The sequence below is a fragment of the Prosthecobacter sp. SYSU 5D2 genome, assembly GCF_039655865.1.
In the GTDB taxonomy this organism is placed as follows: domain Bacteria; phylum Verrucomicrobiota; class Verrucomicrobiia; order Verrucomicrobiales; family Verrucomicrobiaceae; genus Prosthecobacter.
On sequence record NZ_JBBYXL010000001.1, the window covers coordinates 247,763 to 271,605 of the forward strand.

17 protein-coding genes are annotated in these 23,843 nt (G+C 60.3%); 3 read left to right on the top strand and 14 right to left on the bottom strand.

Annotation, left to right across the window (positions count from 1 at the left end; translation table 11 throughout):
• The first annotated feature begins 189 nt into the window (after window positions 1-189).
• The 3 genes from WJU23_RS01100 to WJU23_RS01110 all read left to right on the top strand — a co-directional run bounded on the left by WJU23_RS01100 (window position 190) and on the right by WJU23_RS01110 (window position 3,210).
• On the top strand, window positions 190-882 hold the full coding sequence (locus WJU23_RS01100; RefSeq protein ID WP_346330676.1) for a hypothetical protein: 693 nt from the start codon (window positions 190-192) through the stop codon (window positions 880-882).
• A 32-nt stretch (window positions 883-914) separates the two neighbouring features.
• Window positions 915-2,186 (top strand): dGTP triphosphohydrolase, encoded by a 1,272-nt coding sequence (dgt, locus tag WJU23_RS01105; protein ID WP_346330677.1) that lies wholly within the window; start codon window positions 915-917, stop codon window positions 2,184-2,186.
• 97 nt (window positions 2,187-2,283) lie between these two features.
• Window positions 2,284-3,210 carry a thiamine pyrophosphate-dependent enzyme gene (locus tag WJU23_RS01110; protein ID WP_346330678.1) on the top strand — a complete coding sequence of 309 codons (927 nt, stop codon included), beginning with the start codon at window positions 2,284-2,286 and terminating at the stop codon, window positions 3,208-3,210.
• On the opposite strand, the gene WJU23_RS01115 is transcribed toward WJU23_RS01110, so the two are convergent.
• The 14 genes from WJU23_RS01115 to WJU23_RS01180 form a co-directional block, all read right to left on the bottom strand.
• Window positions 3,207-4,676: a sigma-54 dependent transcriptional regulator gene (locus tag WJU23_RS01115; protein ID WP_346330679.1), complete on the bottom strand. Its 1,470-nt coding sequence runs from the start codon at window positions 4,674-4,676 to the stop codon at window positions 3,207-3,209. The two genes, WJU23_RS01110 and WJU23_RS01115, sit on opposite strands and share 4 nt — an antisense overlap.
• Entirely contained in the window at window positions 4,673-7,111 is a 2,439-nt protein-coding gene (locus WJU23_RS01120; protein ID WP_346330680.1) for a CHASE domain-containing protein, read from the bottom strand. Before WJU23_RS01120 ends, WJU23_RS01115 begins: the two co-directional genes overlap by 4 nt.
• 107 nt (window positions 7,112-7,218) lie before the next feature.
• Window positions 7,219-8,628 (bottom strand): TolC family protein, encoded by a 1,410-nt coding sequence (locus tag WJU23_RS01125; RefSeq protein WP_346330681.1) that lies wholly within the window; start codon window positions 8,626-8,628, stop codon window positions 7,219-7,221.
• Window positions 8,625-9,911, bottom strand: coding sequence for an HlyD family efflux transporter periplasmic adaptor subunit (locus tag WJU23_RS01130; RefSeq protein ID WP_346330682.1), 1,287 nt, complete (start codon window positions 9,909-9,911; stop codon window positions 8,625-8,627). Before WJU23_RS01130 ends, WJU23_RS01125 begins: the two co-directional genes overlap by 4 nt.
• 12 nt (window positions 9,912-9,923) lie before the next feature.
• Entirely contained in the window at window positions 9,924-12,170 is a 2,247-nt protein-coding gene (locus tag WJU23_RS01135; protein WP_346330683.1) for an ATP-binding cassette domain-containing protein, read from the bottom strand.
• Between the two features lie 319 nt (window positions 12,171-12,489).
• Window positions 12,490-12,621 carry a hypothetical protein gene (locus WJU23_RS01140; RefSeq protein WP_346330684.1) on the bottom strand — a complete coding sequence of 44 codons (132 nt, stop codon included), beginning with the start codon at window positions 12,619-12,621 and terminating at the stop codon, window positions 12,490-12,492.
• Window positions 12,622-12,797: 176 nt separating this feature from the next.
• Window positions 12,798-13,478, bottom strand: coding sequence for a response regulator transcription factor (locus WJU23_RS01145; RefSeq protein ID WP_346330685.1), 681 nt, complete (start codon window positions 13,476-13,478; stop codon window positions 12,798-12,800).
• On the bottom strand, window positions 13,459-15,039 hold the full coding sequence (locus tag WJU23_RS01150) for a PAS domain S-box protein (RefSeq protein ID WP_346330686.1): 1,581 nt from the start codon (window positions 15,037-15,039) through the stop codon (window positions 13,459-13,461). The genes WJU23_RS01145 and WJU23_RS01150 overlap by 20 nt, the downstream gene beginning before the upstream one ends.
• Before the next feature lie 75 nt (window positions 15,040-15,114).
• Entirely contained in the window at window positions 15,115-15,540 is a 426-nt protein-coding gene (locus WJU23_RS01155) for a cupin domain-containing protein (protein ID WP_346330687.1), read from the bottom strand.
• A 72-nt stretch (window positions 15,541-15,612) separates the two neighbouring features.
• A complete protein-coding gene (locus WJU23_RS01160; RefSeq protein ID WP_346330688.1) occupies window positions 15,613-16,293 on the bottom strand; it encodes an isochorismatase family cysteine hydrolase in 681 nt (226 codons plus the stop codon).
• Between the two features lie 114 nt (window positions 16,294-16,407).
• Window positions 16,408-17,994, bottom strand: coding sequence for a regulator (locus tag WJU23_RS01165; protein ID WP_346330689.1), 1,587 nt, complete (start codon window positions 17,992-17,994; stop codon window positions 16,408-16,410).
• Between the two features lie 46 nt (window positions 17,995-18,040).
• A complete protein-coding gene (locus WJU23_RS01170; protein WP_346330690.1) occupies window positions 18,041-18,712 on the bottom strand; it encodes a cysteine hydrolase in 672 nt (223 codons plus the stop codon).
• 62 nt (window positions 18,713-18,774) lie between these two features.
• Window positions 18,775-19,719, bottom strand: a complete 945-nt coding sequence (locus tag WJU23_RS01175; RefSeq protein ID WP_346330691.1) for a hypothetical protein — start codon at window positions 19,717-19,719, stop codon at window positions 18,775-18,777.
• 466 nt (window positions 19,720-20,185) lie between these two features.
• On the bottom strand, window positions 20,186-23,809 hold the full coding sequence (locus WJU23_RS01180) for an ATP-binding cassette domain-containing protein (RefSeq protein ID WP_346330692.1): 3,624 nt from the start codon (window positions 23,807-23,809) through the stop codon (window positions 20,186-20,188).
• Window positions 23,810-23,843: the final 34 nt, after the last annotated feature.

Here is a 23,843-nt window from a genome sequence, read left to right on the forward strand (position 1 = left end):
GATTGCCTGGAGAAGTTCGACCTGAATATACTCATAAATCGGCCCTGCCGGATAATTAATTGGTTTCAGGTTTTGGGGGTTTTTTTCCTGAGCGCCAAGTCCGGCAGGGCTGTCCTTTTTATAGGGGCTGCGGAAGATGATTTTGCGGGATTGAAAGTGACGTTTACACAGCTATTCGTCCTGCCATCCATGAAGAGCCTGCTTTCTTTTGCCACCCTGCTCAGTGTTTTGGCCCTGGCCGCCTGCAGCACCACATCCCAGGTGAGCCTTGACTATGCCTCCGGCCCTGGACACGTAAAGCCGGGTTCCCCAGAGTATTCCACCCGCCTTTTCAGCGACCAGCGCGGCCTCGGGCCCCTGGATCTGGGCACCGTGCGAACGCAGATCGGCACGCCGCTGGAACATGTGCAGACCCGCGTGCCTATCAGCGAGGTAGTGACCAATGCCTTCGGTTACGGGCTTCAGGCCAGGGGCATGCTCACCCGCCCCCGCGCAGCCCGTTACATCGTCACCGGGGACATCCTGGACCTGTATTGCCAGATGCTGGTGCGGCCTTATGGTTATGCACGCGTGCGTGTGACCGTGCTTGAAGCTGGCACCGGCCAGATCATCCACAGCCGCGTCTATACGGGCGAGCGCAGCGGCGGTGCCTACCTCCCCGGCAGCGGCTCCCCCGTCCCCATGCTGCGTGACCTTGTCTCCGGCGCGCTTCAGGATGCCGTGGACCGCGCGCTGGATGATCCTGCCCTGCGCAGCAAGACCCGCGCGGGTGGCATGCAGTATGATGTGCCCACCGGCCCCGGTCCAGGCAGCTTCCCTGGCCCCGGCCCCTCTTCCCTGCCGCCAAGGGACTTTGAAGACCGCCCTACCATCAGCATTTAAAGCCTGAGGAAAAAGCACCCGGTCCTCCCTCCATGCCTGCCAACCGATTTTATAACAGCTTCGATTCCGATACGCTGAATCCACGCCCCTCCAGCCAGGGCGAATACCGCAATGCTTTCCAAATCGACCGGGACCGCATCATCCACAGCAGCGCCTTTCGCCGTCTGCAAAACAAGACCCAGGTCTTCCTCTCCGGCGAGTACGATTTTTACCGTACCCGCCTGACGCACAGCATCGAGGTCGCCCAGATCGGCCGCTCCATCTGCGCCTACCTGGCCCACCAGCGCGACCTGCTGGACGAGGATTTTTACATTGATCCCGACCTGGTCGAATGCGCCTGCCTTTCCCATGACCTCGGCCATCCGCCCTTCGGCCATACAGGGGAGCGCACCCTGCACCGCGTCATGCAGCCCTATGGTGGTTTTGAAGGCAATGCCCAGACCCTGCGAATCCTCACCGAAACCCTCTTTAACGAAGGCCGTGAAGGCATGAACCCCTCCCGAGCTGTGCTGGATGGAGTCCTCAAATACAAGACCCTCCAGGCCGAGGTCCCCACGGCCAAAAACCACTACCTGTACAATGACCAGGAACGCTGGCTGGACTTCACCCTCGGTGGCCAGTCCTTCCCGCCAGAGCTGACGCCGGGTAAAATCCGCAACCAGTTCCGCAGCATCGAATGCCAGATCATGGACTGGGCGGATGACACCGCTTATTCGCTGAATGACATCGCCGATGGCATCCACGCCGGCTTTATCAACGTCGCCCGGCTGGAGCAGTGGGCCTCCGGCCAGACCTTGGATGAAACCGATACCACCCACATCCAAAAACTCTGTGCCGCCATCCGTGAAGGACGTGTGGAAAGGAAGCTCAACAGCGCAATCGGCCGTTACATCCGCGCCGCCCGGCTGGTGCCTGACAGCACCTTCCTTAGCTCCATGACCCGGCGGCATCAGTTCCGCCTGGAAATTGATCCCGTCATGCAGGCCCAGTCCCGGCTGAACAAAAAGATCGCCTTCGAGCTCGTCTTCAAAAGCCCCCAGCTTCAGCAGCTAGACTACAAGGCCGACTTTATCCTCACCCGTCTCTTTGAAGTGCTGCGGGACCGCTACATTGAGCAGGACAAAGAAAACACCCTGCATCTCATGCCCGCCACCCTGGAGGCCGAGATCGCCAAAGCCCCCGATGCCAGCACACGTGCCCGCCTCGTCTGTGATTGGGTGGCCAGCATGACCGACAGCTTCGCCTTCCGCACCTACCGCCGCCTTTTTGACGCCGATTTCGGCTCCATCACTGATTTTGTGTAAAGAACGGCAGCCACCGATTTTGGCAAAAGGTGCGGTTCATGATTGACCCGTGATCCCGGATTCGTTTAGCCTGGGTATTCCAACCTAACCAACCATCATGTCCGCTGCCACCCTGGAGGCTCCGGCTTCCGACGCCACCCTCACCCCCGTTGCTGACAAGCTCACCAAAAAAATCCTCACGGCCGACCACCCCACGTGGTGCCCAGGATGCGGTGACTTTGCGGTGCTTGCCGCCTTTTACAAGGTGCTGGAAAAGCTTCAGTATCCGCATGAAAAAATCGTCTGCGTCGCCGGCATCGGCTGTTCTTCGCGCTTCCCGTATTTCGTCAACAGCCACGGCATCCACTTCATCCATGGCCGTGCCCTGCCCCTTGCCACCGGCATTTCCCTGAGCCGCCCGGACGTGCATGTTTTTGTCTTCGGCGGTGACGGCGACGGCTTCTCCATCGGCGGCAACCACCTCAACCACGCCGCGCGCAAAAACATCAAGCTGACTTATGTCATCATGGACAATTTCGTCTATGGCCTGACCAAAAAGCAGACCAGCCCCACCAGCCCACAGGGTTTCAAGTCCAAGACCGACCCCACCGGCAGCATTGACCGCCCCATCAATCCGATGAAGCAGCTACTGGCCAGCGGCGCCACCTTCATCGCCCGCACCCATGCGGCCCAGGTGAAGCACATGATGGAGATCTTCGAGCGCGCCATCCTGCATGACGGCTTCAGCGTTGTGGAGTGCCTCAGCGAGTGCGTCATGTTCTACGCCGGTTCCTTTGATGACAGCACCCCGCGCAAAGGCGGTGTCTATAACATCATTGATGAAACCCAGCACAACGTCACCGACGACGTTGCCGCATTCAAGATGGCCGATGAACCTTCCCCTGGCCAGTTTGGCGTCTATTACCAGGTGGAGCGTCCGACGAAAAATGCCCTGGAGCAAAAGTGGATCGACTCCACCCAGGAAAAGCTCAACGGCATGAGCCAGAAAGATATCCTCAAAAAGCGGCTCGAAGCCATGCGCTAAGCCTGCTTCACGCCAGGCATGCGCCGGTAAATCCGGCTGCGGTTCACATTCAAAAGACGGGCGGCTTCGGTAACGTTGCCGCCCGTTTGCTCGAGTGCCCGTTGTATCAAAGTATGTTCGGCAGCTTCCAGATTCATCGGCACGCTTTCGGATGAAACCCGCGCAGGCGCAGCCTTGACAGCACTGGCAGCCGGATTGGCCGCCATGTCAAAGAGCTGCAAATGCTCCCGCCTCACCGTCTTGCCACCGCTGAGGATGAGGGCACGCTCCATCGCATTTTTTAGCTCGCGTACATTCCCTGGAAAGGAGTGATGTTGCAGCAGCTTCAGCGCCGTTTCATCCAGCGCCGGAGCCGCCATCCCCATCTCCGCAGCGAAGACCTTCAGGAAATGTCCCGCCAGCAGTGGCAGGTCCTCCCGCCGCTCGCGCAGCGGTGCCGTCTCCACCGTGTAGCGGGCCAGGCGATAGTACAAATCCTGCCGAAACTCCCCGCTGAGGATCTTCGCGGACAGGTCCGCATTCGTCGCACTGAGCACCCGCACGTCCACATGATGGGACTTCGTGGAGCCCACCGGTGTCACCTCCCCGTCCTCCAGCACACGCAGCAGCTTGGCCTGCAGAGCCGCCGGCATGTCACCAATTTCATCCAAAAACAGCGTTCCTCCATCCGCCAGTTCAAAGTAACCTTTGCGGTCCGCCGTGGCTCCCGTGAAAGCCCCTTTCACGTGGCCGAAGAAGAGCGATTCCAGCAAGTCCGCAGGCACCGCCACACAGTTCACCGGGATGAAGGCCGCCTCCGCACGCGGGCTGTGATGATGCAGCGCACGCGCCACCAGTTCCTTGCCCGTGCCGCTTTCGCCAGTAATGAGCACGCTCGTTTTGGCGAAGTTTCGCAGCCGCTCGATGTCCGCCAGGATGCGCTGCATGTGCGGGCTGCCGCCGACAAAACCATCCAGCCCCCAGCGTTGCGCCTCCCGTGAAGCCAGGCTGGACAGCCGCTGTGTGGCCTTGTCCCGTGTGCGCTCCGCTTCCACCCGCCGTGCCACTTCGGCCTCCAGCTCGGCATTACGCTGCTGCAGCTCACGCGTCAGTCCGCTGATCTTCAAATGCGTGGCCACCCGCGTCACCACCTCTTCCGCCTGGAAGGGTTTCACAATGTAATCCACCGCCCCCATGCGGAAGCCGTTGAGCACGCTCTCCGTCTCCTGGCGGCTGGTGATAAAGATGACCGGGATGTCCCGCGTGGCCTCCTCCGCCTTCAGCGTGCGGCACACGTGAAACCCGTCATGCCCCGGCATCATTACATCCAGCAGGATCAGGTCCGGCCTGGCCCGCTCCGCCAGCTTCAGCGCATCCTTGCCGCTGGAGACGGCCAGAATCTCATACCCCTGCGGCTCCAGGACATGGCTTAGCAGGGTCAGGCTGGCCGGGGTGTCATCGGCGATGAGAATGCGGGGTCGGTTCATGAAATGGATATTTGGGCAATGATGCGCTGGATGGTTTTCATGTCATAGCTGGCCAGAAAGCCGCGCAGGTGCTGGGCCAGCCGCTCTCCCGCCGTGCCCAGCTGCTCCAGCTCCGCCAGGCAGCTTTTCAGCACCGTGGCGCTGTGCAGTTCCGCCGCCATCGTCAGCCGTGCGGCCAGGTCCTCCGGCAGGTTGATCTGGCTCAGGTCAATGGAATCGGGCGGCTCTTCCGATGCAGGATCCTCCTTGCATACAAACTCCACGCCTAACAAATGATGCAGACAACCGTAAATGCGCTCCGCCCGGAAAGGCTTGGCCACAAAGTCATCGCAGCCAGCCTTCAGGCAGAGCTCCCGCTCATGCGCCAGCGCTGAGGCCGATGTGGCCACAATTTTGATCTCCTCCGGATCAAATTCCTCCAGGATGCGGCGCGTGGCCTCCAGCCCGTCAAATTCCGGCATGCGGATGTCCATGAAGACCATCTGCGGGCGCGATACCCGCACCACCTCCACCGCCTGGCGGCCATGCTCCGCCAGCACCACCTCACAGCCCGCCAGCGTCAGCATGGAGGCCAGCACCTCGCGGTTTTCACGGATGTCATCCACCACCAGCACCCGCACCATGTGGCCCGGTGCCAGCCGCACCGGCTCCCGCGCAGCGGACCTTGGCACCCCGCTCCCCGCCACTGCAGGGAGCCTCAGCTCCACATGAAAACACGAGCCCTGCCCCGGCTGTGAATGCACCCCGATGCTTCCCCCCAGGATCTCCATCTGCCGCCGCGCGATCGCCAGCCCCAGCCCCGCCCCGCCACGAGACCCGGCCTCCTGCTGAAACGGCTCAAAGATCCGCTGCCGGGCCTCCTCAGAAATGCCCGCACCCGTATCCTCCACCTCAAAGCGCCAGCGCTCCTGCTCCAGTGGCACCGCCCGCAGGATCACTCTTCCCTTCGTGGTAAACTTCACCGCATTGCCTAACAAATTAATCAAAACCTGCCGCAGCTTGCCTTCATCTCCATTCACCATCACTGCCCTGTCCAGCCCGCCCGCCTCCATGCGCAGGCCGATCTGCTTCTCCTCACAAGGATGCTGAAACATCGCCCCGAGTTCGCGGATCAGCGCAGCCAGGTCGAAGTCACCCGCCTCCACCTCCATGCGCCCGGCATCAATTTTGGACAGGTCCAGAATCTCCTGGATCAGATGCAGCAGATGATCCCCGCTATTGAGGATGGTCGCCACCGCATCGCGGTGAAAGCGCGGCAGCGCCCCGTCCCGCGCCAGGATCTGCGCATAGCCCAGGATGGCATTCATCGGTGTGCGGATCTCATGGCTCATGTTGGCCAGGAATTCAGACTTGGCCCGGCTGGCCGCCTCCGCCGCCGCCTCCGCCTGCTTGCGCACCCCCACCTCTGCCAGCAGCTCTCGCTGCGCCCGTTTCACCTCCGCCGTCTGCGTGGCGCTCTTCCAGAGATAGCCGGAAAGCATCAGGCTCATCACCATGCCACCGCTTAAGGTCAGCCACGGCATGGAGTCCGACCGCAGCCGCAGGAAGTCCCGCGTCGGCTCAAACAAAAGCGTCCACCGCCGGCCCGCCACATCCACACTCGTCGTCCAGGCCGGATAGCCTGCCAGCCGCTCACCTGCCTGGTGATACAGCACAGATCCGTCGGCCTCATCCTTGAGGGTCAGCGCCACCCCGTTCTCCTGGGCATCCACCAGCGAAAGATCAATGAGATCCCCAATGCGGAAGACCGCTGTTGCAAAGCCCGCCAGAGACACCCGCCGCTGCTCCTCCGTGGCCGCTGTGCCCGCATACAGCGGCTCAAAGACCACAAAACCCTTTTGCGCCCCCTGTTCCTGCGCCAGCCGGATAGGGGCCGTGGCTTGCGCCACTCCCGTATCGCGCGCCCGTTCCAGCGCCTCCCGCCGTCTTGGCTCCGCCTTCACATTGAAGCCCAGCGCCGGTGCATTCTTTTGCAGGCTTTCCAGATAAAAGACCGGGAAGTATTCCTCAGCCGGCTCGGCCGTCACGATCTCCCCCTCCGCCTTCTCTTCGGTAAAATGAAAACCGGTAAAACCCTCAGCCCTTGCCCTCGCCTCCCACACCGCTCGATCAGGTCCCGGCACCCGTGGGTCCCAGGCCAGCGCCTGAAGCTCCGGCTGACGGGTGAGGAAGCTGCCCACAAAACGGCCAAACTCCGCGCGGCTCACCTCTTCCCGCGTCTGGAGAAAGGCCACGATGCTGTGCAGCACCTCCATAGACCGAAGGATCTGCCCCCGGATGACCTCCGTCCGGTCTTTGGCCAGCCGCCGCACTTCATCCTGCCGGTCATCCTCCCGCGCTTCCAGCAGGATGGCTGTCAGCAGCAGAGACACAGCCACCCCCAGCACCAGGGCAAGAATCGCCGGTGCCCTGACAGGAGCGTCTGGTTCTGGCATGAATGGTATGCATGGTGTTCAAGCACTCATCATGCCATCCTGCCCAGAGGATGACGAAGATGGCATGAGCGCATTGGGTCCCCTCAACCCGCAGGGTTGCCCCAGCCTCACCGCGCCAGGCTGGATGGTGCATCCGCCGCAGTGGCGGCGCGGAAGTTGGCTTGGGCTCGAAAATATTCTGCCTGAGCCTCCACCTCCAGCACCTTGGCATCAAAGGTGGCCTGCTCGCGGATTTGCAGGGCCAGCAGATCTGTGGCGCCCTGCTTCAAACGCTCATTCTCCGCTGCTTCGAGCTGCTGGGAAAGATCCATGTTCTTGCGGGTTTGCAACAGTGCATCATAGGCCGCAATGATGGCACTGTGGCTGTCGCGTACATCGGCGGCGATGCGGTCACGGGCGAACTGCCTGTCATTGTTCAGCCGCTGGATCAGGGCCTCGGCCACCTCGATCCGGCCTCTGGCCTCGCGGCGTTGAAGCGGCATCTTAAACTCGATCTTCGCCTCGATCTCCGTCCGCTCCAGGTCCTTTGGCAGGTTGCCGCCGGTGGCCTGGTTCGCCTCGACACCGACGTCCAGATTCGGCAGCATGTTGTTTTTGGCGAGCTGGCGGTCGATCTCGTTCTTCTCAATCGTCAGCTCGATGCGGCGGATTTCCGGCCGGAAAATGGCCGCCCTGGCGATAGCGGCGGTAACCTCGCCTTCATCCGGCCGGGGATGCGGAGGAAAGGCCGCCGGCACACGTTCACGCGGGCTGATGACAGGCTCCGCCAGCTCCCGGGAGCGATGGAAAAGGGACAGCTCAATGGCCGCTGCCTGAAACCGCCGCAGCGCCTGCACCACGGCGATCTCACGGCTGACCACCAGCCTCTGGTTGTCAATCTGCACAATCGGTGCTGAGGCACCGCGCTTCACCTGCTCAGCGATGGCGGAATCCCGGTCCTTGGCGATGCGCAGCAGTTCCTCCGTCAGCGTCAGCCGCTGGCCGGCGGCCACCCAGTTGTAATAGGAAATGGTGGCCGCCCGGATGAAGTCCAGATACTGCCGCAGGATGATCGGATCCGCCAGCTCCTGGTCAATCTGCGACTGCCAGAAGGCCGCCCGGCGGCGGTCGATCGTTCCATCACGCAGCAGCGGCACCCGGAAACCCAGCACCGCCTCCCCGTCTGTACTGGTGCGGTCCTTGTTGTAGTTCGGCAGAAAGCCGCTGCTCAGCCGGTAGCCACCATAGACATTGCCGCCCCAGAAAGGCAGCGGCTGGTCCAGTACAGCATAGCCCGACTGCCCGTCATAATAACCCGCCGGCCTGAACGCCCCGCCGACATTCAGATTGAGATCAAAGGCTCCTTGCGCCTGCCGCGCCCGGCCATTGGCGATGTCCTGCTCGATCAGGGCCGCCAGATAGGGCGGATATTGTGTCTGCACACTGGCCAGCACCTCCCCCAGCAGCAGCGGCTTTTCAGCAAAAGTGGCCTGGGTAAGAGCCACGCCGAAAAGGATAACCAAAAAGATGTTCTTCATTTCTTCGTGGGGTCGAGTTTACCGTCAGTATTCGATATCAAAGGCGGGAAGCCGTTGATCTGCCGCCACAATTCAAACCATAGAGGCACCTCGTTCAGCATGACCCAGGCGTTCGCTCGTACGCCCTGGCGCAGCCACCGGTCCTTGTCCGGCCAGCCCACCTTCACGGCCCCCTGGCCATCCCCCCGGTCCACCACATCATCCGATGGACCGACGACGACGCGGAAGCGGCCCATACCATCATCGGTGGCATCCACAAACACCACCTCGCCACCGAAGGTGCCGATGGCCAGCTGCGGCCAGCCGATCATCTGCACCGCCGGCCAGCCTTCAAAGGCCAGGCGCACCTGGTTGCCAGGAATCACCTTGCCGTCCACCTCGCTGCGGGCATGGATGAGCGGCATGTCGTTGCCGTTCACCCAGATCTCCACAAACCGGCTGTCCGTCTCCGGAATGATCACGCAGATCAGGGAACCCGGCCGCAGGTAGGTGCCGTCCGTGGCCGCCACCTGCAGGACGATGCCATCACGCGGCGCCTCCACAATCTGCCTCAGCGTCTGGTTGATCTGCACATCTATGACCGACAGATCCCGTTCCGCAGAAGCCACATCTCCATGCGCGGAGCCTTTTTGCGCATGGATGGAAGCGATCGTGGCGTCAAAGTCATTGCTGGTCCGGTTCAGCGCCGCCTGCGCGGACTTCAGGTCGGCAGCGGTGGAATCACGCTGCAGCGTGGCCAGTTCATGCTCCCGCTGGGAGGTCAGCCCTTTTTCAAACAGGGCATGCGTACGCGTGTAATTGAGCATGGATGTTTCAGCCGCGATCTTGGCCGCCGCCACCCGCTGCTCCGCCCCGTCAATGGCCTGCGCTTTGGCCAGCTCCTGCTGCGTTACCTGGGCAATGAGCGATTCCACCCGCCCGATGGCAAAGTTGCGCCGGCTTTCGATCGCCTCCCGCTGCGCTTTCAGGTTGGCGATCAGGTTCGGGTCATTGTCCTGGATCTCGATGATGAGATCACCCTTCTTCACACGCTGGCCTTCCACCACATGAAGGTGCTTCACCCGGCCGGAGACCTGGGCCTCCACATTGATACGCCGGTCCAGCGGGTTGAAGGCAATGACCCGGCCGGTGCCGGAGACAAACTGCCGCCAGGGCAGGAACAGGATGCCGATGACTAACAGCAAGAATGCCAGCACCAGCAGCCGGCTGAAGAGGCGCGTGTAACGCGCCGAACCCGCCAGGGAAAGGGCGGGGAGTTGCGGAGTATTGGCAAAGTCAGTCATTTCAGAAAGGGATCAGCCTTTGATCTGGGTGGAGGCGGTGCCGTCTGTCAGCTTGAAGGGGCTCAGCTCAATGACCTGGTCACAGAGCTGCGTCACATCGCGGTCACGGGTCGTCAGAATAACGGTCCATGGCAGAGTTTTATCCAAGATGGCATCAGACAGAATGGCGAAGGATTCGGGATCCAGGCTGTCAAACAGCTCATCAATGAGAAGCAGGCGCGGACGCTGCACCAGGGAGCGTGCCAGCAGCAGCCGGGTGCGCTGGTTGCCGGACAGCGGTGCACCGCCGATCTTCAGCCTCAGGTTCAGCCCTTCCGGCCGGGCCAGCAGAGTGTCCAGCAGGCCCACCTTCTCCAGCGCCTCGCGGATCTCATCCATGCCAATGTCCGGCCTCCCCAGGCGCAGATTTTCCACCACGGTGGCATCCACAATCTCTTCCCGGCGCAAGAGCTGCACGTGGTCGCGCAGGGCCTCCAGATACCAGCTTCTGAGATCCAGCCCGTCAATGGCGATGTGACCGCTGGTGGGCGTGCGCAGGCCAAAGAGCATGTCCAGCAGGGAGCTGGCCCCCGCTCCATGCGGCCCCACGATGGCCACGCGGGTGCCTGGCTGGATGACAAAGGTCCGGCTGTTAAACAGCGGAATGTTTTCCGTGTATCCAAAGGTGATGCTGTCCGCCACAATGGAAGCGCCCATCGCAGTCCTGACGGGCTGCTCGCCGGATTCTCGCTCGATCTCCAGGTCAAAAATATGGCCCAACTTGTCCATGGCGGCCATTAAGTCATACCAGGCCTCCAGCTTCTTGCCGATCTTGGCCAGGGAGACCACAATGGCGCTCATGATCAGCTCACTGGCCACAAGCTGGCCCAGGGTGATCTGCTGGCTGACCACCAGCCAGCCGCCCATCACCAGCAACGCCGCGCCAGCCAGCACGGAAAGGATGAGGAGGCCGATGATCTGCCGCATGACCACCCGGAAATGCTTGGCGCGGCGGGTGACGTATTCAGAGGCAAGCTGGTTAGAGCGCTCAAAGGCCAGGTCGTAACCGCCGGGGCCTTTGAACAGAAACGGATAAGCGGCGATCTCCTCAAACCAGTTCACCAGGTCATATTTGGTGCGGGACTCGGCGATGCTCGTCTCCACCGCGCCGCGCCCGCACAGCCACAGCACCAGGATGATAAGGATGAGCAGCAGCGCCACAAACAGCAGCAGCAGCGGGTGATACAGCGCCAGCAGCATCATGCCGATGAGGCTGCCAAAGATCAGGTTCACCCCGTCCAGCAACAGCAGCGCCGTACTCTTCTGCGCTGTCACCACATCCAGGAAGCGGTTCACCAGTTCCGGCGCGTGGACGCTCTCCAGCGATTCCGCCCGCACCCGTGGCAGCCGATACGCCAGGTCCGCCGCCGCACGCACAAAGATGCGCCGCTGGATGATATCAGAGACATAATATTGCAGGCCCGTGATCACCGCCTGCAACGACAGGGCCGCCATGAGAGCCAGCCCCACGATGATCAGCGCCTGGAGATAGGGCTGCGACTGCCCGCCGAAGGCCAGATTGCTCACCACCGCATCCACAGCCATCGGTGCCGCCAGGTAAAGAATGCCGGAGAACACGGAAAAGATCAGCAGAGTGACGATGTCCTGCCGCTCCGCCTTTAACAGCCGGAAAAAACGCGTCACCGGGCTGACATGCGTGTGACCATGGTCATGACCATGGCCATGGGCGTGAGGTCCGTGCACTTGGCTGCCGTACATTTGCGCAAGCCGTGCATGTGCCGCATGGATGCTGATGTCATGCGCTGCACGCTGCGGATGCACGATCCCGGCTTCAACGACGTCATCAACGCTGCCCAGTTCCAGCCTTTTGACCAGATCCTTGCGCGTCAGAGTGTAGCGCTGGCTGGGATGATCCCCGTCCGCCATGCGAAGGCGCAGCCAGCCTGCAAAGGTAATGACGATCCAGGTCTGCTCCCTGGCGGACCAGATGACCACCGGCGTGTCATTGTGCGCCTGCCATACCAGCTCCGCCAGCGGCATGCGCACCGGGGAGACATGCAGGTAAACCTCCGCTGCCGCGCTGACAAGCTGGCTCAGCGGATCGGCATCCGCCCGGGTGGCATTGCTGATGGCAATCTTCGCCCTTTCATGATCATACTCCACGCCAGTGATGGCACTGAGCTGCGCCAGCGTATTGGTTGTAAGAGAACGTGTGGGCTGTTCTGCAAGCGGCTTGTCAGGAAAAAGGTTTGCAGGCATTCAAAGATTTTTTTTTGCGGCCAAATTACGGTTGGTCCAGGAACCATGGATAACAATTTCTGTGTTTTTATTGCGTGCGAGCAGGTCTGCACCAAGAACAAGCATCCTCTGGTACAGCATACTGCCCACCATCCTTTCTGCCAATCAGGAACGTCTTTGAAATCTGCGGCCCGGCAGGTCGAGGTCGCAACAAAAATAGCCGCCCGGCCTGAGGCTCGGCGGCGGCTGCACTGCTTTTTTGAAATGCGGTATTATAAATGATTCACTGCAACCGGTCCGTCCGCCTTGCAGGGGGACGGACCAGTCAGTGCCCCTGATGTTATTGTTGCATCCCGGCGGTGCTTGCGGTCTGGTTCTTGTAGTTGAACCAAAGTTTGGCGGCGATCGCACCGGCAAAAATCAGGAAAGCAGCGGCCGTGTCATACTGGGCATCCATGGAGAGTTCGAGCATTGTGTTCATACTGATGGAGGAGTTGGGGTTATCTGACATCCGCACTTGCGGTGAACCGCAGCACCAGCTGCGACAGCTAACCTTTGCCACACCTCATCAGTCGCGCCAATGGGCATCCTGGCGTTCCGTATCTCAGCATTTTGCTGGGATGCTCTCAGTTTCCGGACGGATCCGGATCATGCTTGTTCCGCAGCCCAGCGTGTGGCGTGATGGACCAGCTCGGTATTGTTTTTCAAGCCGAGCTTCCGTTTGATCTGGCTGCGGTGGGTATCCACCGTTTTGACGCTGAGATGCAGCAGGCGCGCGACCTCCTGCGGCTCCTTGCCCTGGCCGATGAGGCGATAGACTTCAAACTCGCGGTCAGTCAGTTTGGTGACAGAGGCGCCCTCCTGTTGCGGACCTTGGGAGCCGGCCAGCGCATCCAGGATCAGGCTGGAAATGCGCTCGCTCACGGAAATGCCGCCGGCGAGCACTTTGCGAATGGCATGGATGACCCTCTCCGGGCCCTCCTGCTTCATGATGTAGCCACGTCCGCCTGCACGGATGACACGCTCCGCATACAGCGTCTCGTCATGCATGGAGATCATCAGCACCGGGATCTGTGGATGCTCAGCGCGCACATCTTTCAGCGCTTCCAGACCGCTCTTGTCAGGCAGGCTCATGTCCATCATCACCAGGTCAGGCTTGAATCGTGAAATGGCGGCCATGGCCTGGGCGGCATCATGCGCCTCCCCGCATACGGCCAGGTCAGGCTCCATGCCGACAAGTCCGGTGAGCCCCGCACGGAAAACCGGGTGGTCATCCACAATCAGTACACGTTTGGGAGAGGCTGTGTGATCAGAGCTTTTCGGGGCCATGGGCAGTGGAAACGGTTTTCGAAGTGGCAGAGAGTGGAAAGGAGCAGGTAACACAGGTGCCGCGTTTTGCAGCCTTCTTAATTTCAAGCGTACCGGTAATCATCTCTGAGCGGTAGCGCATGATGCGCAGCCCCATGCCTTCATGCATGGCGGCCGTTTCCTTGATGCCAAGACCGTCGTCAATGACACTCAGGACGGCTTTAGGTCCTCGCGTGGAAAGCCGGATGCGCACATTCTGGGCACGCCCATGCCGCACCGCATTGTTGATCGCCTCCTGCGCAATGCGGTAAAGGTGAATGGCGCCTTTTTGATCCTCCAGCATGACCTCGGCACGGGATTCAAACTGGCAGGAAATGCCAAACAAATCGGCCGAGCGCTCCGCCAGGTTCTTCAAGGCCGCGCCAAGTCCGCCCTGTTCCGGGGCCACCGGATCCAGGCCGCGTGCCAGGGAGCGCGTGTGGTTCAGGGACTTGCCCAGCAGCGCGCATAGCTTGCTGGCGGGCTCCTGCTCGTGCGCGCCGCTGGCAGCCAGCCTGCGCGCTAGCACATCCGCCATCATCCACGCTCCGGCAAGCTGCTGGCCCAGGTCATCATGCAAATCCTGGCCGATGCGCCGCTGCTCACGTTCACTGATGCGCAGGATCTCCTCCTCAAGCTGTCTGCGTGCGGCGATCTGGCCGCGCAGTTCCGCCGTCCTCTCTTCCACCCGCTGCTCCAGCTCCGCATTCAGTCGCAGAATGGTCTGCTCCGCCTGCTTGCGCTCTGTGATGTCGCGGGAAATTTTGGAGAACCCGACCAGCCGGCCGTTGACATCCAGAATGGGGGAAATGGTCAGCGAGACGTCCAGGATGTCACCGTTCTTGTGCCGCCTCTGAGTCTCATAGTGGTCAATGCGCAGGCCGCGCTCGATCATGCGCTTGAAGACGGCCTCATCATCCTCCGCCTGCGGGGGCCGCAGAAATGACATCATTTTGCCCACCGTCTCCTCCTGAGTATAACCAAAGATGCGTTCGGCCCCCGCATTCCAGGTGTCAATCCTGCCCTCGAGATCCATCGTGATGATGGAGTCATCCGTCGTCTCCACCACGGCGGCCAGCCTCCGGTTCATCGCCTCGGCCGCCTCGCGCTCAGTAATGTCACGGGCGATGCCGCCGATCTGGTGTGGGAGGCCGTCTTTTCGCGAGAGGACGATGCCCCGGTCCGCCAGCCAGCGCACCTTACCGTCCCGTCCCTGCACACGGTAATGCACCTCATAATCCTGCGTCTTGCCACTGAGCCAGCGCCGCAGGGCCGCACTGACGGCCTTCTGATCATCGGGATAGATGGACTCCCCCCACAGCTCCGGGTGCTCACGCAGCTCAGCCAGGCTCACCCCCCAGATGCGCTCAAAGGCCGGGCTGACATAGGAGAAGCGCGGCGGATCCACCTCCTTGAACCAGAGCACATCGCCGATGTTCTCCACCAGCAGACGAAAATGCTCTTCAATCGAACCGGTCTTTACATCCGGCAGTTTGCCGCCCTTGGACTGGCGCGGTGGCTTGATGGCTGGTCGTTTGGTCATGCTGGACAGGAATTCTAAACATAGGGATGTTAGTATTCCAGTCCTGCTTCCATGACAGGTCTGTTATCTTCTAATTCATTCATGGGAGGCCGGGTCATCTTCCAATTTTACGGGCCGCTCCATGAAGCGGACGGGTTTTTCATAAATGGCCAGGACGATGCAACCGGCCTCACTGACCACGCTGTGATAGGTGCCGGGGGGATGGATGCGCAGGGAGCCGGCATGGATGATGCCGTTCTGGTCACGCTGACTGCCGGCCAGCACGAGGATGTGCTCCCAGCCTTCATGCAGATGCATGGGCACACGGGCCTCTTTGCGGAAGCGGATGAGGGCGGCCGTGGGACCGCTAATGCCATCGCCATAAAACCGGTAGATGTCCACACCGTCACGGAAATAACTCCACGGAATGTCATCTTCCCTTTGAAGGATGTTGAAAATGTCCTTCAGCTCAAAGTGAGGGAAGCTGAAGCCTGGGGATGAGGGAGGATCGTCGGAAGTCACAACAGGGCGGCATCATATGAATGCCAGGGCACATGGCGAGTGGAAGTTTTGGGCGGATGATATTAACAAACGTTAGGCCTGGATGGCCTGGATGAAGGCGGCGGAATCACTGACGGCACCAAAGACGCCGCCCTGCATTTTGATCATTTTCAAGGCGGCCAGATAGTTACCGTAATCGGTGGCTCCGGTGCAGTCGGAAAGCAGCAGGCATTCAAAGCCCCGGTCATTGGCCTCCCGCATGGTGGTATGCACGCAGACATCCGTGGTGATGCCTGCGAGGACGATGTTCAGGATGCCCTTCTGCCGCAGCAGCATGTCCAGATCGGTGCCGTAAAAGGAGCCTTTGCCAGGTTTGTCAATGACCGCCTCCCCAGGCAGGGGATACAGCTCAGGAATGATATCCCAGCCGGGCTCGCCACGGGTCAGGATGCGCCCGCAGGGTCCTGCTTCACCAATGCCCGCACCGATACGCTGGCTGCGCCACTTTTTGTTAGCCGGGAGATCCGAAAGATCCGGGCGGTGGCCCTCGCGGGTGTGCATGATGTGGTAGCCTTTGGCGCGAGCGGCTCCGAAGACTTTTTTGATGGGCTCAATGGGTGCGCGGGTGAGGCTGAGATCGTAGCCCATCTTGTCCACATAACCACCGGGGCCGCAAAAGTCGGTCTGCATGTCTATGACCAGGAAGGCCGTGTTCTCCGGACGGAGGTCACCATTGTAAGGCCAGGGATAGGGATCGGCTTCGATGTAGGGCATGGGATCAGAATTTTTGGAATGGATCGTTAACAGCAAAGAGTGAACCAGATTCGGGTGGTCCTGCGGTTAACCAGACCGCAGAACCACCCGGAGTATCATCAACACCAAACATTGTCAGTCAGCCGCCATGGGGAGATGCCCGTGCACCTCTTCTTCCTCGGCAGGCTTGGGAGCCACAACGGCATACTTGGCGCAGCCCGCCAGGACCAGGGCCACCATGACATAACTGCAAGCAATGACCGGAGATTCGCCAATGCCGATCTGCTCCCCGTGCATGAGACCGAAGAAGGTCAGCATGGCACCCGTGAGAGCAAAGTAGGCTCCGATGGCAAATTTGCGATCAATGACGAAGACGGCGATGGCCGGCAGGATGACTCCGCTGAGGATAGCCCCGCCACCAAGCACCTCCAGGCCATGATAGAGCACTCCCACCTGGCCCAGTTTTTCCATACCGACGGCAGCGGCATTGGTACCTGCGGCACCGAGGGAGTTATCAATAAGCAGCTTGCCCCAGGCAGCGAGGTGCGGCGTGAGAGCAAGGATGATGGCCGGAGCGTGGCTCTTGGGCGTCTCCTGGAAAGCCTGCGCACCGATGAGCATGCCGATGTATAACAAAATGGGTGAAATGGCGACGATGGGGATCAGCGATGACATCAGAGAGATGATGCCAAAGGTGCAGAAGAGGATGACCACCACCCCCGTGGCGGCGGAATACCCGATGCGGCCGCCCATGGATTTCCAGCCTGGATGCCCAATGTAAACGGCATTGATAAAGGGATTCCCCAGGCAGCAACCGACGAGGCTGATGACACCGTCGGCGGTCAGCACGCGCGTTGTTGGAAAGTCGTCTCCGGCGACAGCGGCACTCTCGACATTGTCCAGGGCCTCCACCAAATCATAGATGCCAAAGGGAATGGCGGTGACCAGGATGACACCCAGGAATTCAAAGCCGGAGAAGATGTGGCCGACAGCAGGAAGCGGAACCGAGAAGCCGAAGTTGGCAAAGGAACCGGTGAGCTTGGCCAGGGTCATGTCGCCATAATTGAGGCCGAATAAATTGGAGCCCCAGGCGATGATGCTGCCCACAGCGATGGCGATGAGACCTGCCGGGATGCCTTTATAATAACGCACACCGCCGAACCAGCTCAGCAGGATGATAGCAAAACAAACCACACCAATGACCGGCGTGGTGAACATTTCCAAAGCCGGGCGCATGGAGATGAAGCTGATGGATACACCGGCCAGGGTGCCGAGCAGGGCGGCGCGCGGAGTGATCTTGCGGATGACCGGGGCGATGAAACCGCCGATCATAAGCACGAAGCTTTGGATGAAGACCCAGGTCAATCCGGCCTCCCAGCCTTTGATCGGATCTCCCGTCTGCAAGGAGATGGGCAGCATGATGACAAAGACGACCACAAACATGTGCGGCACACTGGTCCCGGAGGGCAGCGCACAGACATCGTTGCGCCCGGTTTTCAAAGCCAGCTTGTAAGCCAGCCAGGCATAGTAGATGGTGCTCATGCAGAGCATGAGGCCGGTGGCGGGGAGGATGCGTCCGAAGACGATGTCATCCGGCATCTTCAGCACAAAACGCAGAAGCGCAGTGAGCGTGAGAAGATTGACGAGGATATTGGTGCCGAAGCCGAAAAAGGCGTTCCAGTCTCCGGGCGTCCAGATTTTAGGTTTGTTAGGGGCGGTCATGACGGGAGTAACGTTGAGTTTCTTGAGCGATGTGATTCATATGCAGTTAGGCCAGATGAGGGATGATCCAGGAGGAGTGGGTGACCCACCCGAAGATGCCCCCCTGGGCTTTGATCATTTTCAGCCCCATCTCCTGGAAGACGGGGAAGTAGGAGGCGACGCAGTCCTCCGGGACGAGGCACTCGTAGCCGCGATCATTGGCCTCGCGGACGGTGGTGTTGACACAGACCTCAGTAGTGACGCCGGTGACGACGAGCTGGGTGATGCCAAGGTTTTGAAGGATGGCGTGAAGGTCCGTGGCGAAGAAGGCCCCTTTGCCTGGCTTGTCTATCACAGGTTCCCCCCGGAGCGGATAGAGTTCAGGAATGATGTCGTGTCCTTCTTCGCCACGGATGAGGATGCGGCCCATGGGACCGGAATCGCCAATCGTTTTGGCCCCGTGGCCGCGCACTTTTTTAGCAGGCGGCAGGTCGGCCAGATCCGGGCGGTGGCCTTCGCGGGTGTGCAGGACCTGAAGGCCTGCGGCACGCCAGGCGGCGAGCAACTCCTGGTTAGGCACGATGGCCTGGCGGAGCTGGGAGACGTCGTTTCCCAGCATTTCACCAAAGCCGCCCGGCTCCAAAAAATCACGCTGCATATCGATGATGAGCAGGGCGCACTTGGCTGGCAGAAGGTCAAAGGTGTAGGGCTCGGCCTCGATGCTTAAAGGGGCGTTCATGTCCATGATGGGTGTGCGTGCGGGGTTGAGGCGGTTTGATGCGGATCGCGTGCCGGGTTTGACTAAAAGAAGATGGAGATGCCGCCGTGAAACTGGACGAGGTTGCGTTCGCGGGAGCCATCCGCGCCGAGGACCATGTTGCCATCCAGCAGGCCGGGGTTGTTCAGGTGATAGTATTTGACGCCGGCATACACGGACCAAAAGCCCATGTTTTTCGGGACAAAGTTCAGCGGCACGGTGGCCTGGATGCCAGTGCGGATGACCGCGATGCCGGAGCCGCCGCCGGTGCCGTCAAACTGCTGGTAGAAATCGTTGTCCGTGTAGTTGAAGAAGGTGGGGAATTCGAACTTCACCTTTTTCAAATCAATCGTGGGCGTCATGCCCAGGGTGAAGTAGTGGCTCTCACTGGAGGTGTCGGCATTGAAGCGCACGGTGGCTTTGTCGCTCAATTCCTTCCAAAAGGCGACGTAGGGATTGATGGAGAAGGTCTTGTTTCCGGTGTAAGCCGCATCATTGAACGACAGCTTCAATTCCAGGTGATGGGAGGTCGGGAAGGCGGACACCATGCTCTCAAAGGCGGTGTAGTTGACATCGAACTGCCAGTATTTGGCGAATTTGAAGGCCAGTCCGGCGATGGGGTCCACTTCGTTCCAGTTGCCGTCTTCAGGACCGGAGGAACGGGTGTGAATGGAGGTCCAGACACCGGTGGTCAGTGTGACGTCATTGATGAAACCGTCCGGATTGGAATAGAGGTTGGAGAAGATGAGGAAGAGGGGCTGGATGATGAGACCCTGGTTTTCAATGTTGAGGCCGCGAGGGGTGATGTAGTGGTCTGAAACATCCACCTTCAACAGCGCGTGAAGCCACGGGGATGGCGGCGGCTCGATGACGGGCGAGAGGGTGTTCTTTTCACCGGCATGGGTGACGGCTGGCGAAAGGGCCAGCCCGGCGCTGAGCATGAGCAAAGCGAGGGTGCCTCTGAGGCGGATCGGGAGGGAGGGTTTCATGGGAGTGTGATGCTTGAGGTAAGCAGGTCACTCCTATGGCAGATGCGGTGCCAACGATGATCAGCCAGATTTAAACCGTTGAGACTGTGGGAGTTCGGAAAATGGCGGGATAATTCGAGATGAGGTGGAGGGGTGTTCCGGTGTTGCGGGGCGCAACAGGGGGAACAGATGTGGGGATTTGCGGAAGGATTGAATGCCGAATTTTTAGCGATGTTTTTGGATGTTTAATGTCATGAAGAACCGGCAAAGGAAAGCTGGGTATCCGGCGATTCGCCCTGTCAGCCGAGACGGAGTAGAGAAGGGCAGACGTTGCTCTGGATCACATCACTCGGAGCACAGTATTCATCACTCTCCGAGTGATGGGTTTGGGAGGCCGCAAAAGGGAATTAATTGAGAAATGGAATGCGTATTGAAATGCGATGCGTTGCCCTGGATCGCATCACTCGGAGAGTGATGAATACTGTACTCAGACGCGGGTGAGCTGGCGGCGGAGGGAGATTTCAACGCCGGCAATAAGGAAAGCCAACGTCAGGAAGATGACGACGGTGTTGATCCAGAGGGTATCGAAATCGGTTCCAAAGTAGCGCTTCACGGTGCCAAAGAAGACGTTCGGGCTGATCTTGCGGCGGTAGTCTTCACGCTCCATTTCGGCCTTGGTCACGAGGTCCAGGACCTTGCGGTTGACATAGACTTCCTCGGCGCTGACGCCGTCCTCCTGCTCGAGGGCGCTTTGAAGCAGTTCGGGAGTGACGCGGCCACGCATGGTGGCATTGCGGATCTCCTTCAGCTTGGAGGCGGCCTCGCGCTCGTTGCGAGCATAGAGGCCGGAGACGACGGCGAGGCCCTGCTTGGCGGCCTCCAGGTCGCGCTGCTGGTCGGAGGTCATTTTGATCTCAGGCGGCAGGTTGATGAGCTCCTGCATACGGGCCTCGAGCTGGTCCTGGGCGGAGGTGAGAGGGTTCAGTTTGGCCTGGGAGATGAGCATGGCCTCATAGCTCCAGCGCAGAGGCATGAACTGGCAGATGAAGGGGACCTTGAGCTTGCTGGGCTCGCTTTCCTCAGTGATGCCGGCCTTGTCCATCCAGCGCTGCATGGAATAGACAAAGTCCAGGTTCTTGTTCATCTCCTCATACTTGATGAGGGCTCCGCCGAGGATGATCTGCGGGATGAGAATGAGCGGGATGGCATTGATGGCGGTGCGGTTATCCGAGACAATGCTGGAGATGAGCAGGCCCAGGCAGATGCCGGTGAGGGCGGTGACAAACATCCACCAGAGATGGATGAAGAACATGTCACGGATCTCCAGGACGTTATTGCCAATGAGCAGGTAGATGAAGCACTGGATGAGCGCGAAAGTGCTCAGGGAAATGATCTTGCCGCTGAGGTAATAGAAGGTACGGAGGTTGTGATTGCGCTCCCGGCTGAGGGTGTGGCGGTCACGGATGATCTCATCGGCACTGTTGGTCAGCCCCAGGAACATGGCCACAACGAGGCTCATGAAGAGATAGGTGGGGATGTGAAAGGCGGTGGCGAAGGTGTAGTTCTCCTCCTCGCTGTACTTCAATACACTGGCGATGAGGAAGCCGAGCAAAGGGGCCTCCAGCAGGGTGGTGAGGAGGTTGGTACGATTGCGCAGCTTGCTGAGAAAGGCGCGCTTCAGCAGGGTGTAAAAAAGGATGCTCTCCTCCCGCAGCGTGTGCTTGGGCGGCTTGGGCATGGCCCGGGAGCGGGGGCTGGAGGCGGTGTCCTCCCGGGGACGGGCGATGAGATTGGTGCTGCCAGGGAAGGCCTGGGCCTTGGCCATGCTCTCCAGCATGAGGTGGCTCTGGTAACGGTCGCGCCAGAAATTCGGCGGGAAACGGCGGGCGGCAACGAGGTGACCGTCGGCGCTGCGTTCCTGGATGATGTCGCCACTGATGTCGCGCAGGGGTGTTTCTAAGACATCGAAGACGAAGTCGGGGGTGAGGTTGGTGGGCATCTCGGCCTCGCGCTGGCCGGTCTCGTCGTTATAGGCCTTCCAGAAATATTCGATCATGCCCTGGGGCGTGCCGAAGTAGGCCATTTTGCCGCCTTTATCGAGAAGCAAGGCCTTATCAAACATCTGCAGCAGCCGCATGCTGGGCTGGTGGATGGAGGTGAGGACGATCTTGTTGCGGGCGAGGCTGCGGATGATCTCGAGAACGTGCTCGCTGTCCTTGGAGGACAGTCCGGAGGTGGGTTCATCGAAGAGATAGACATCGGAGATGCCGATCATGTCCAGGCCGGCATTGAGACGCTTTCGCTCGCCACCGGAGAGGAATTTTTGCTGCGGGGTACCAGCGAGGCGTTTGCGCATGTCGGCCAGGCCGAGTTCGGCCAGCTTGGCCTCGACGCGCTTGCGGCGCTCCTCGGTCTTCAAATGCGGGCAGCGGACAGCGACGGAGAAGTCCAGGTTTTCCTGCACCTTGAGGAGGGGGTCAAAAGCGTCCTCCTGAGGGATGTAGGCGATGTAGGGGGTGAGATTGGGGAGGTTGTTGTATAGCGAGAGGCCGTTCATCAGCACCTCACCGCCCTTCGTTTTTAACTGGCCGCCGAGCACGCGCAGGAGGGTGCTTTTGCCGCAGCCGCTGGGACCCATGACGCAGATCATCTCACCCCGGCGGGCGATGAAGCTGATGCCGTCCAGGGCGGTATCACGACCGTCGAATCGGTGGGACAGCTCGCGGATTTCCATCTGGCGGATGGTGTTGCGCTCCTCCTCGATGATACGGTCGCTAAAATGGCAGCGCAGGAACTGGCCCTCGCCCAGAGTGATGGTGTCCCCATCACTGAGCATGATGCGGTCCCGCACGGGGATCTGGCCGACGTAGATGGGGCGGGAGCTGCGGAGGACTTCCAGCTCGCCATGTTTCTGGGCATAGTTGCACTCAATGCGAAGGAGGATTTCGCCCTCAGTATCCTCAGAGAGGAGAATGTCTCCTTCCTCCAGCAGCTCGGGTTTGTTGGAGACGAGGTAGGTATTGCGGCTGCCTTCCAGGCGAAACTGGCCGCCAAATTCCTGGGCGCGCACGCGCAGGTCGCGGAGGGAGATTTCAATATCCCCCTGGGCGATGATGCTGTCCTCAATGGACGCCTCGACAATGACGCCTTCTTTGAGGGCGATGCCGTTGATGGTGGCATCCGTATTGCGGAGAGCTTCGACGGAAACGCCCAGGCCGAAACTGACGCGCAGATTGGTGCCACGGGCACGCTGCTGGGCGATCTCGGCATCGCCGGAATCGGTGAGCGTGAGGTAGAGCTGGGAGCCGGTAACCGTCTTCTTGGAATTGAAGTAGGAGATGAGGTCGTTGTAATCCAGCGTGACGTCCTCCAGCACAACGCGCTCCCCCGGATAAAGACGGGAGAAATCCCCCGGTGGCTGGCGGCGGCTGCGGACCAGGATGGGGATGCCGCCGGTGTTCTTCAACAGGACGAGGTTCTGAAACCGGAAGGCGACAACGGAGCACTCCGGCGAAAGGGAGCGGAGCAGGACATCACAAGTCTCGCCGGAGCCGATGCGCAGGGTTTCCAGTGGCTGGCCGCTCTTGCTGGTGAAGTCTTCTTCGGCCGGTTTGTCGCCAGCATTGAGCTGGTAAACGATGTCAATGGCCTGGGCGGCGATGCCCAAGTTGGTCATGAAGAGGTAAAACTCCACCATCTGACGCTGGTTGGTCAGTGAGCTGGAGATGAGCAGGTAGAGCTGGACGCAGAGGAGGATCTTCTGCTCCATGGTGAGCTCATTGCTGAGTTCCTTGGCACGCTGGGCGAGGTCCTGCGGCTGCTGGAGCGCCTCAAAATAAAGACGGCGCATGTCCGCATAGATGGCGCCGCTGTAGTCATAACGCAGGTAGCCAAGGGAGGATTCGATCTCCTCCTCCTCCACCTCGCCATCCAGCTTGGAGAATCCGGCGAAGACTTCAATGAGCACGGGCAGCATGGAATTGCGCGTGGCGGTGGTGAGAATGGAGCTGTCCTCCCCCTTCCACAGCCGCCACCAATGCCCCGGGTTGCGCCAGCTCAACGGCTCCTGCGGCGGCAGCTCAGGCCGCCGGTGCAGGGGAGGTCGGGACATTTGGGCGGTGCTCATTGGGTGGCAATGGCCCTTT

Bases quoted from the DNA above. Each gene is read 5' to 3' on its own strand.
- WJU23_RS01100 (WP_346330676.1), top strand. From the start codon at position 190: ATGAAGAGCCTGCTTTCTTTTGCCACCCTGCTCAGTGTTTTGGCCCTG.
- dgt (WP_346330677.1), top strand. From the start codon at position 915: ATGCCTGCCAACCGATTTTATAACAGCTTCGATTCCGATACGCTGAAT.
- WJU23_RS01110 (WP_346330678.1), top strand. From the start codon at position 2,284: ATGTCCGCTGCCACCCTGGAGGCTCCGGCTTCCGACGCCACCCTCACC.
- WJU23_RS01115 (WP_346330679.1), bottom strand. From the start codon at position 4,676: ATGAACCGACCCCGCATTCTCATCGCCGATGACACCCCGGCCAGCCTG.
- WJU23_RS01120 (WP_346330680.1), bottom strand. From the start codon at position 7,111: ATGCCAGAACCAGACGCTCCTGTCAGGGCACCGGCGATTCTTGCCCTG.
- WJU23_RS01125 (WP_346330681.1), bottom strand. From the start codon at position 8,628: ATGAAGAACATCTTTTTGGTTATCCTTTTCGGCGTGGCTCTTACCCAG.
- WJU23_RS01130 (WP_346330682.1), bottom strand. From the start codon at position 9,911: ATGACTGACTTTGCCAATACTCCGCAACTCCCCGCCCTTTCCCTGGCG.
- WJU23_RS01135 (WP_346330683.1), bottom strand. From the start codon at position 12,170: ATGCCTGCAAACCTTTTTCCTGACAAGCCGCTTGCAGAACAGCCCACA.
- WJU23_RS01140 (WP_346330684.1), bottom strand. From the start codon at position 12,621: ATGCTCGAACTCTCCATGGATGCCCAGTATGACACGGCCGCTGCTTTC.
- WJU23_RS01145 (WP_346330685.1), bottom strand. From the start codon at position 13,478: ATGGCCCCGAAAAGCTCTGATCACACAGCCTCTCCCAAACGTGTACTG.
- WJU23_RS01150 (WP_346330686.1), bottom strand. From the start codon at position 15,039: ATGACCAAACGACCAGCCATCAAGCCACCGCGCCAGTCCAAGGGCGGC.
- WJU23_RS01160 (WP_346330688.1), bottom strand. From the start codon at position 16,293: ATGCCCTACATCGAAGCCGATCCCTATCCCTGGCCTTACAATGGTGAC.
- WJU23_RS01165 (WP_346330689.1), bottom strand. From the start codon at position 17,994: ATGACCGCCCCTAACAAACCTAAAATCTGGACGCCCGGAGACTGGAAC.
- WJU23_RS01170 (WP_346330690.1), bottom strand. From the start codon at position 18,712: ATGAACGCCCCTTTAAGCATCGAGGCCGAGCCCTACACCTTTGACCTT.
- WJU23_RS01175 (WP_346330691.1), bottom strand. From the start codon at position 19,719: ATGAAACCCTCCCTCCCGATCCGCCTCAGAGGCACCCTCGCTTTGCTC.
- WJU23_RS01180 (WP_346330692.1), bottom strand. From the start codon at position 23,809: ATGTCCCGACCTCCCCTGCACCGGCGGCCTGAGCTGCCGCCGCAGGAG.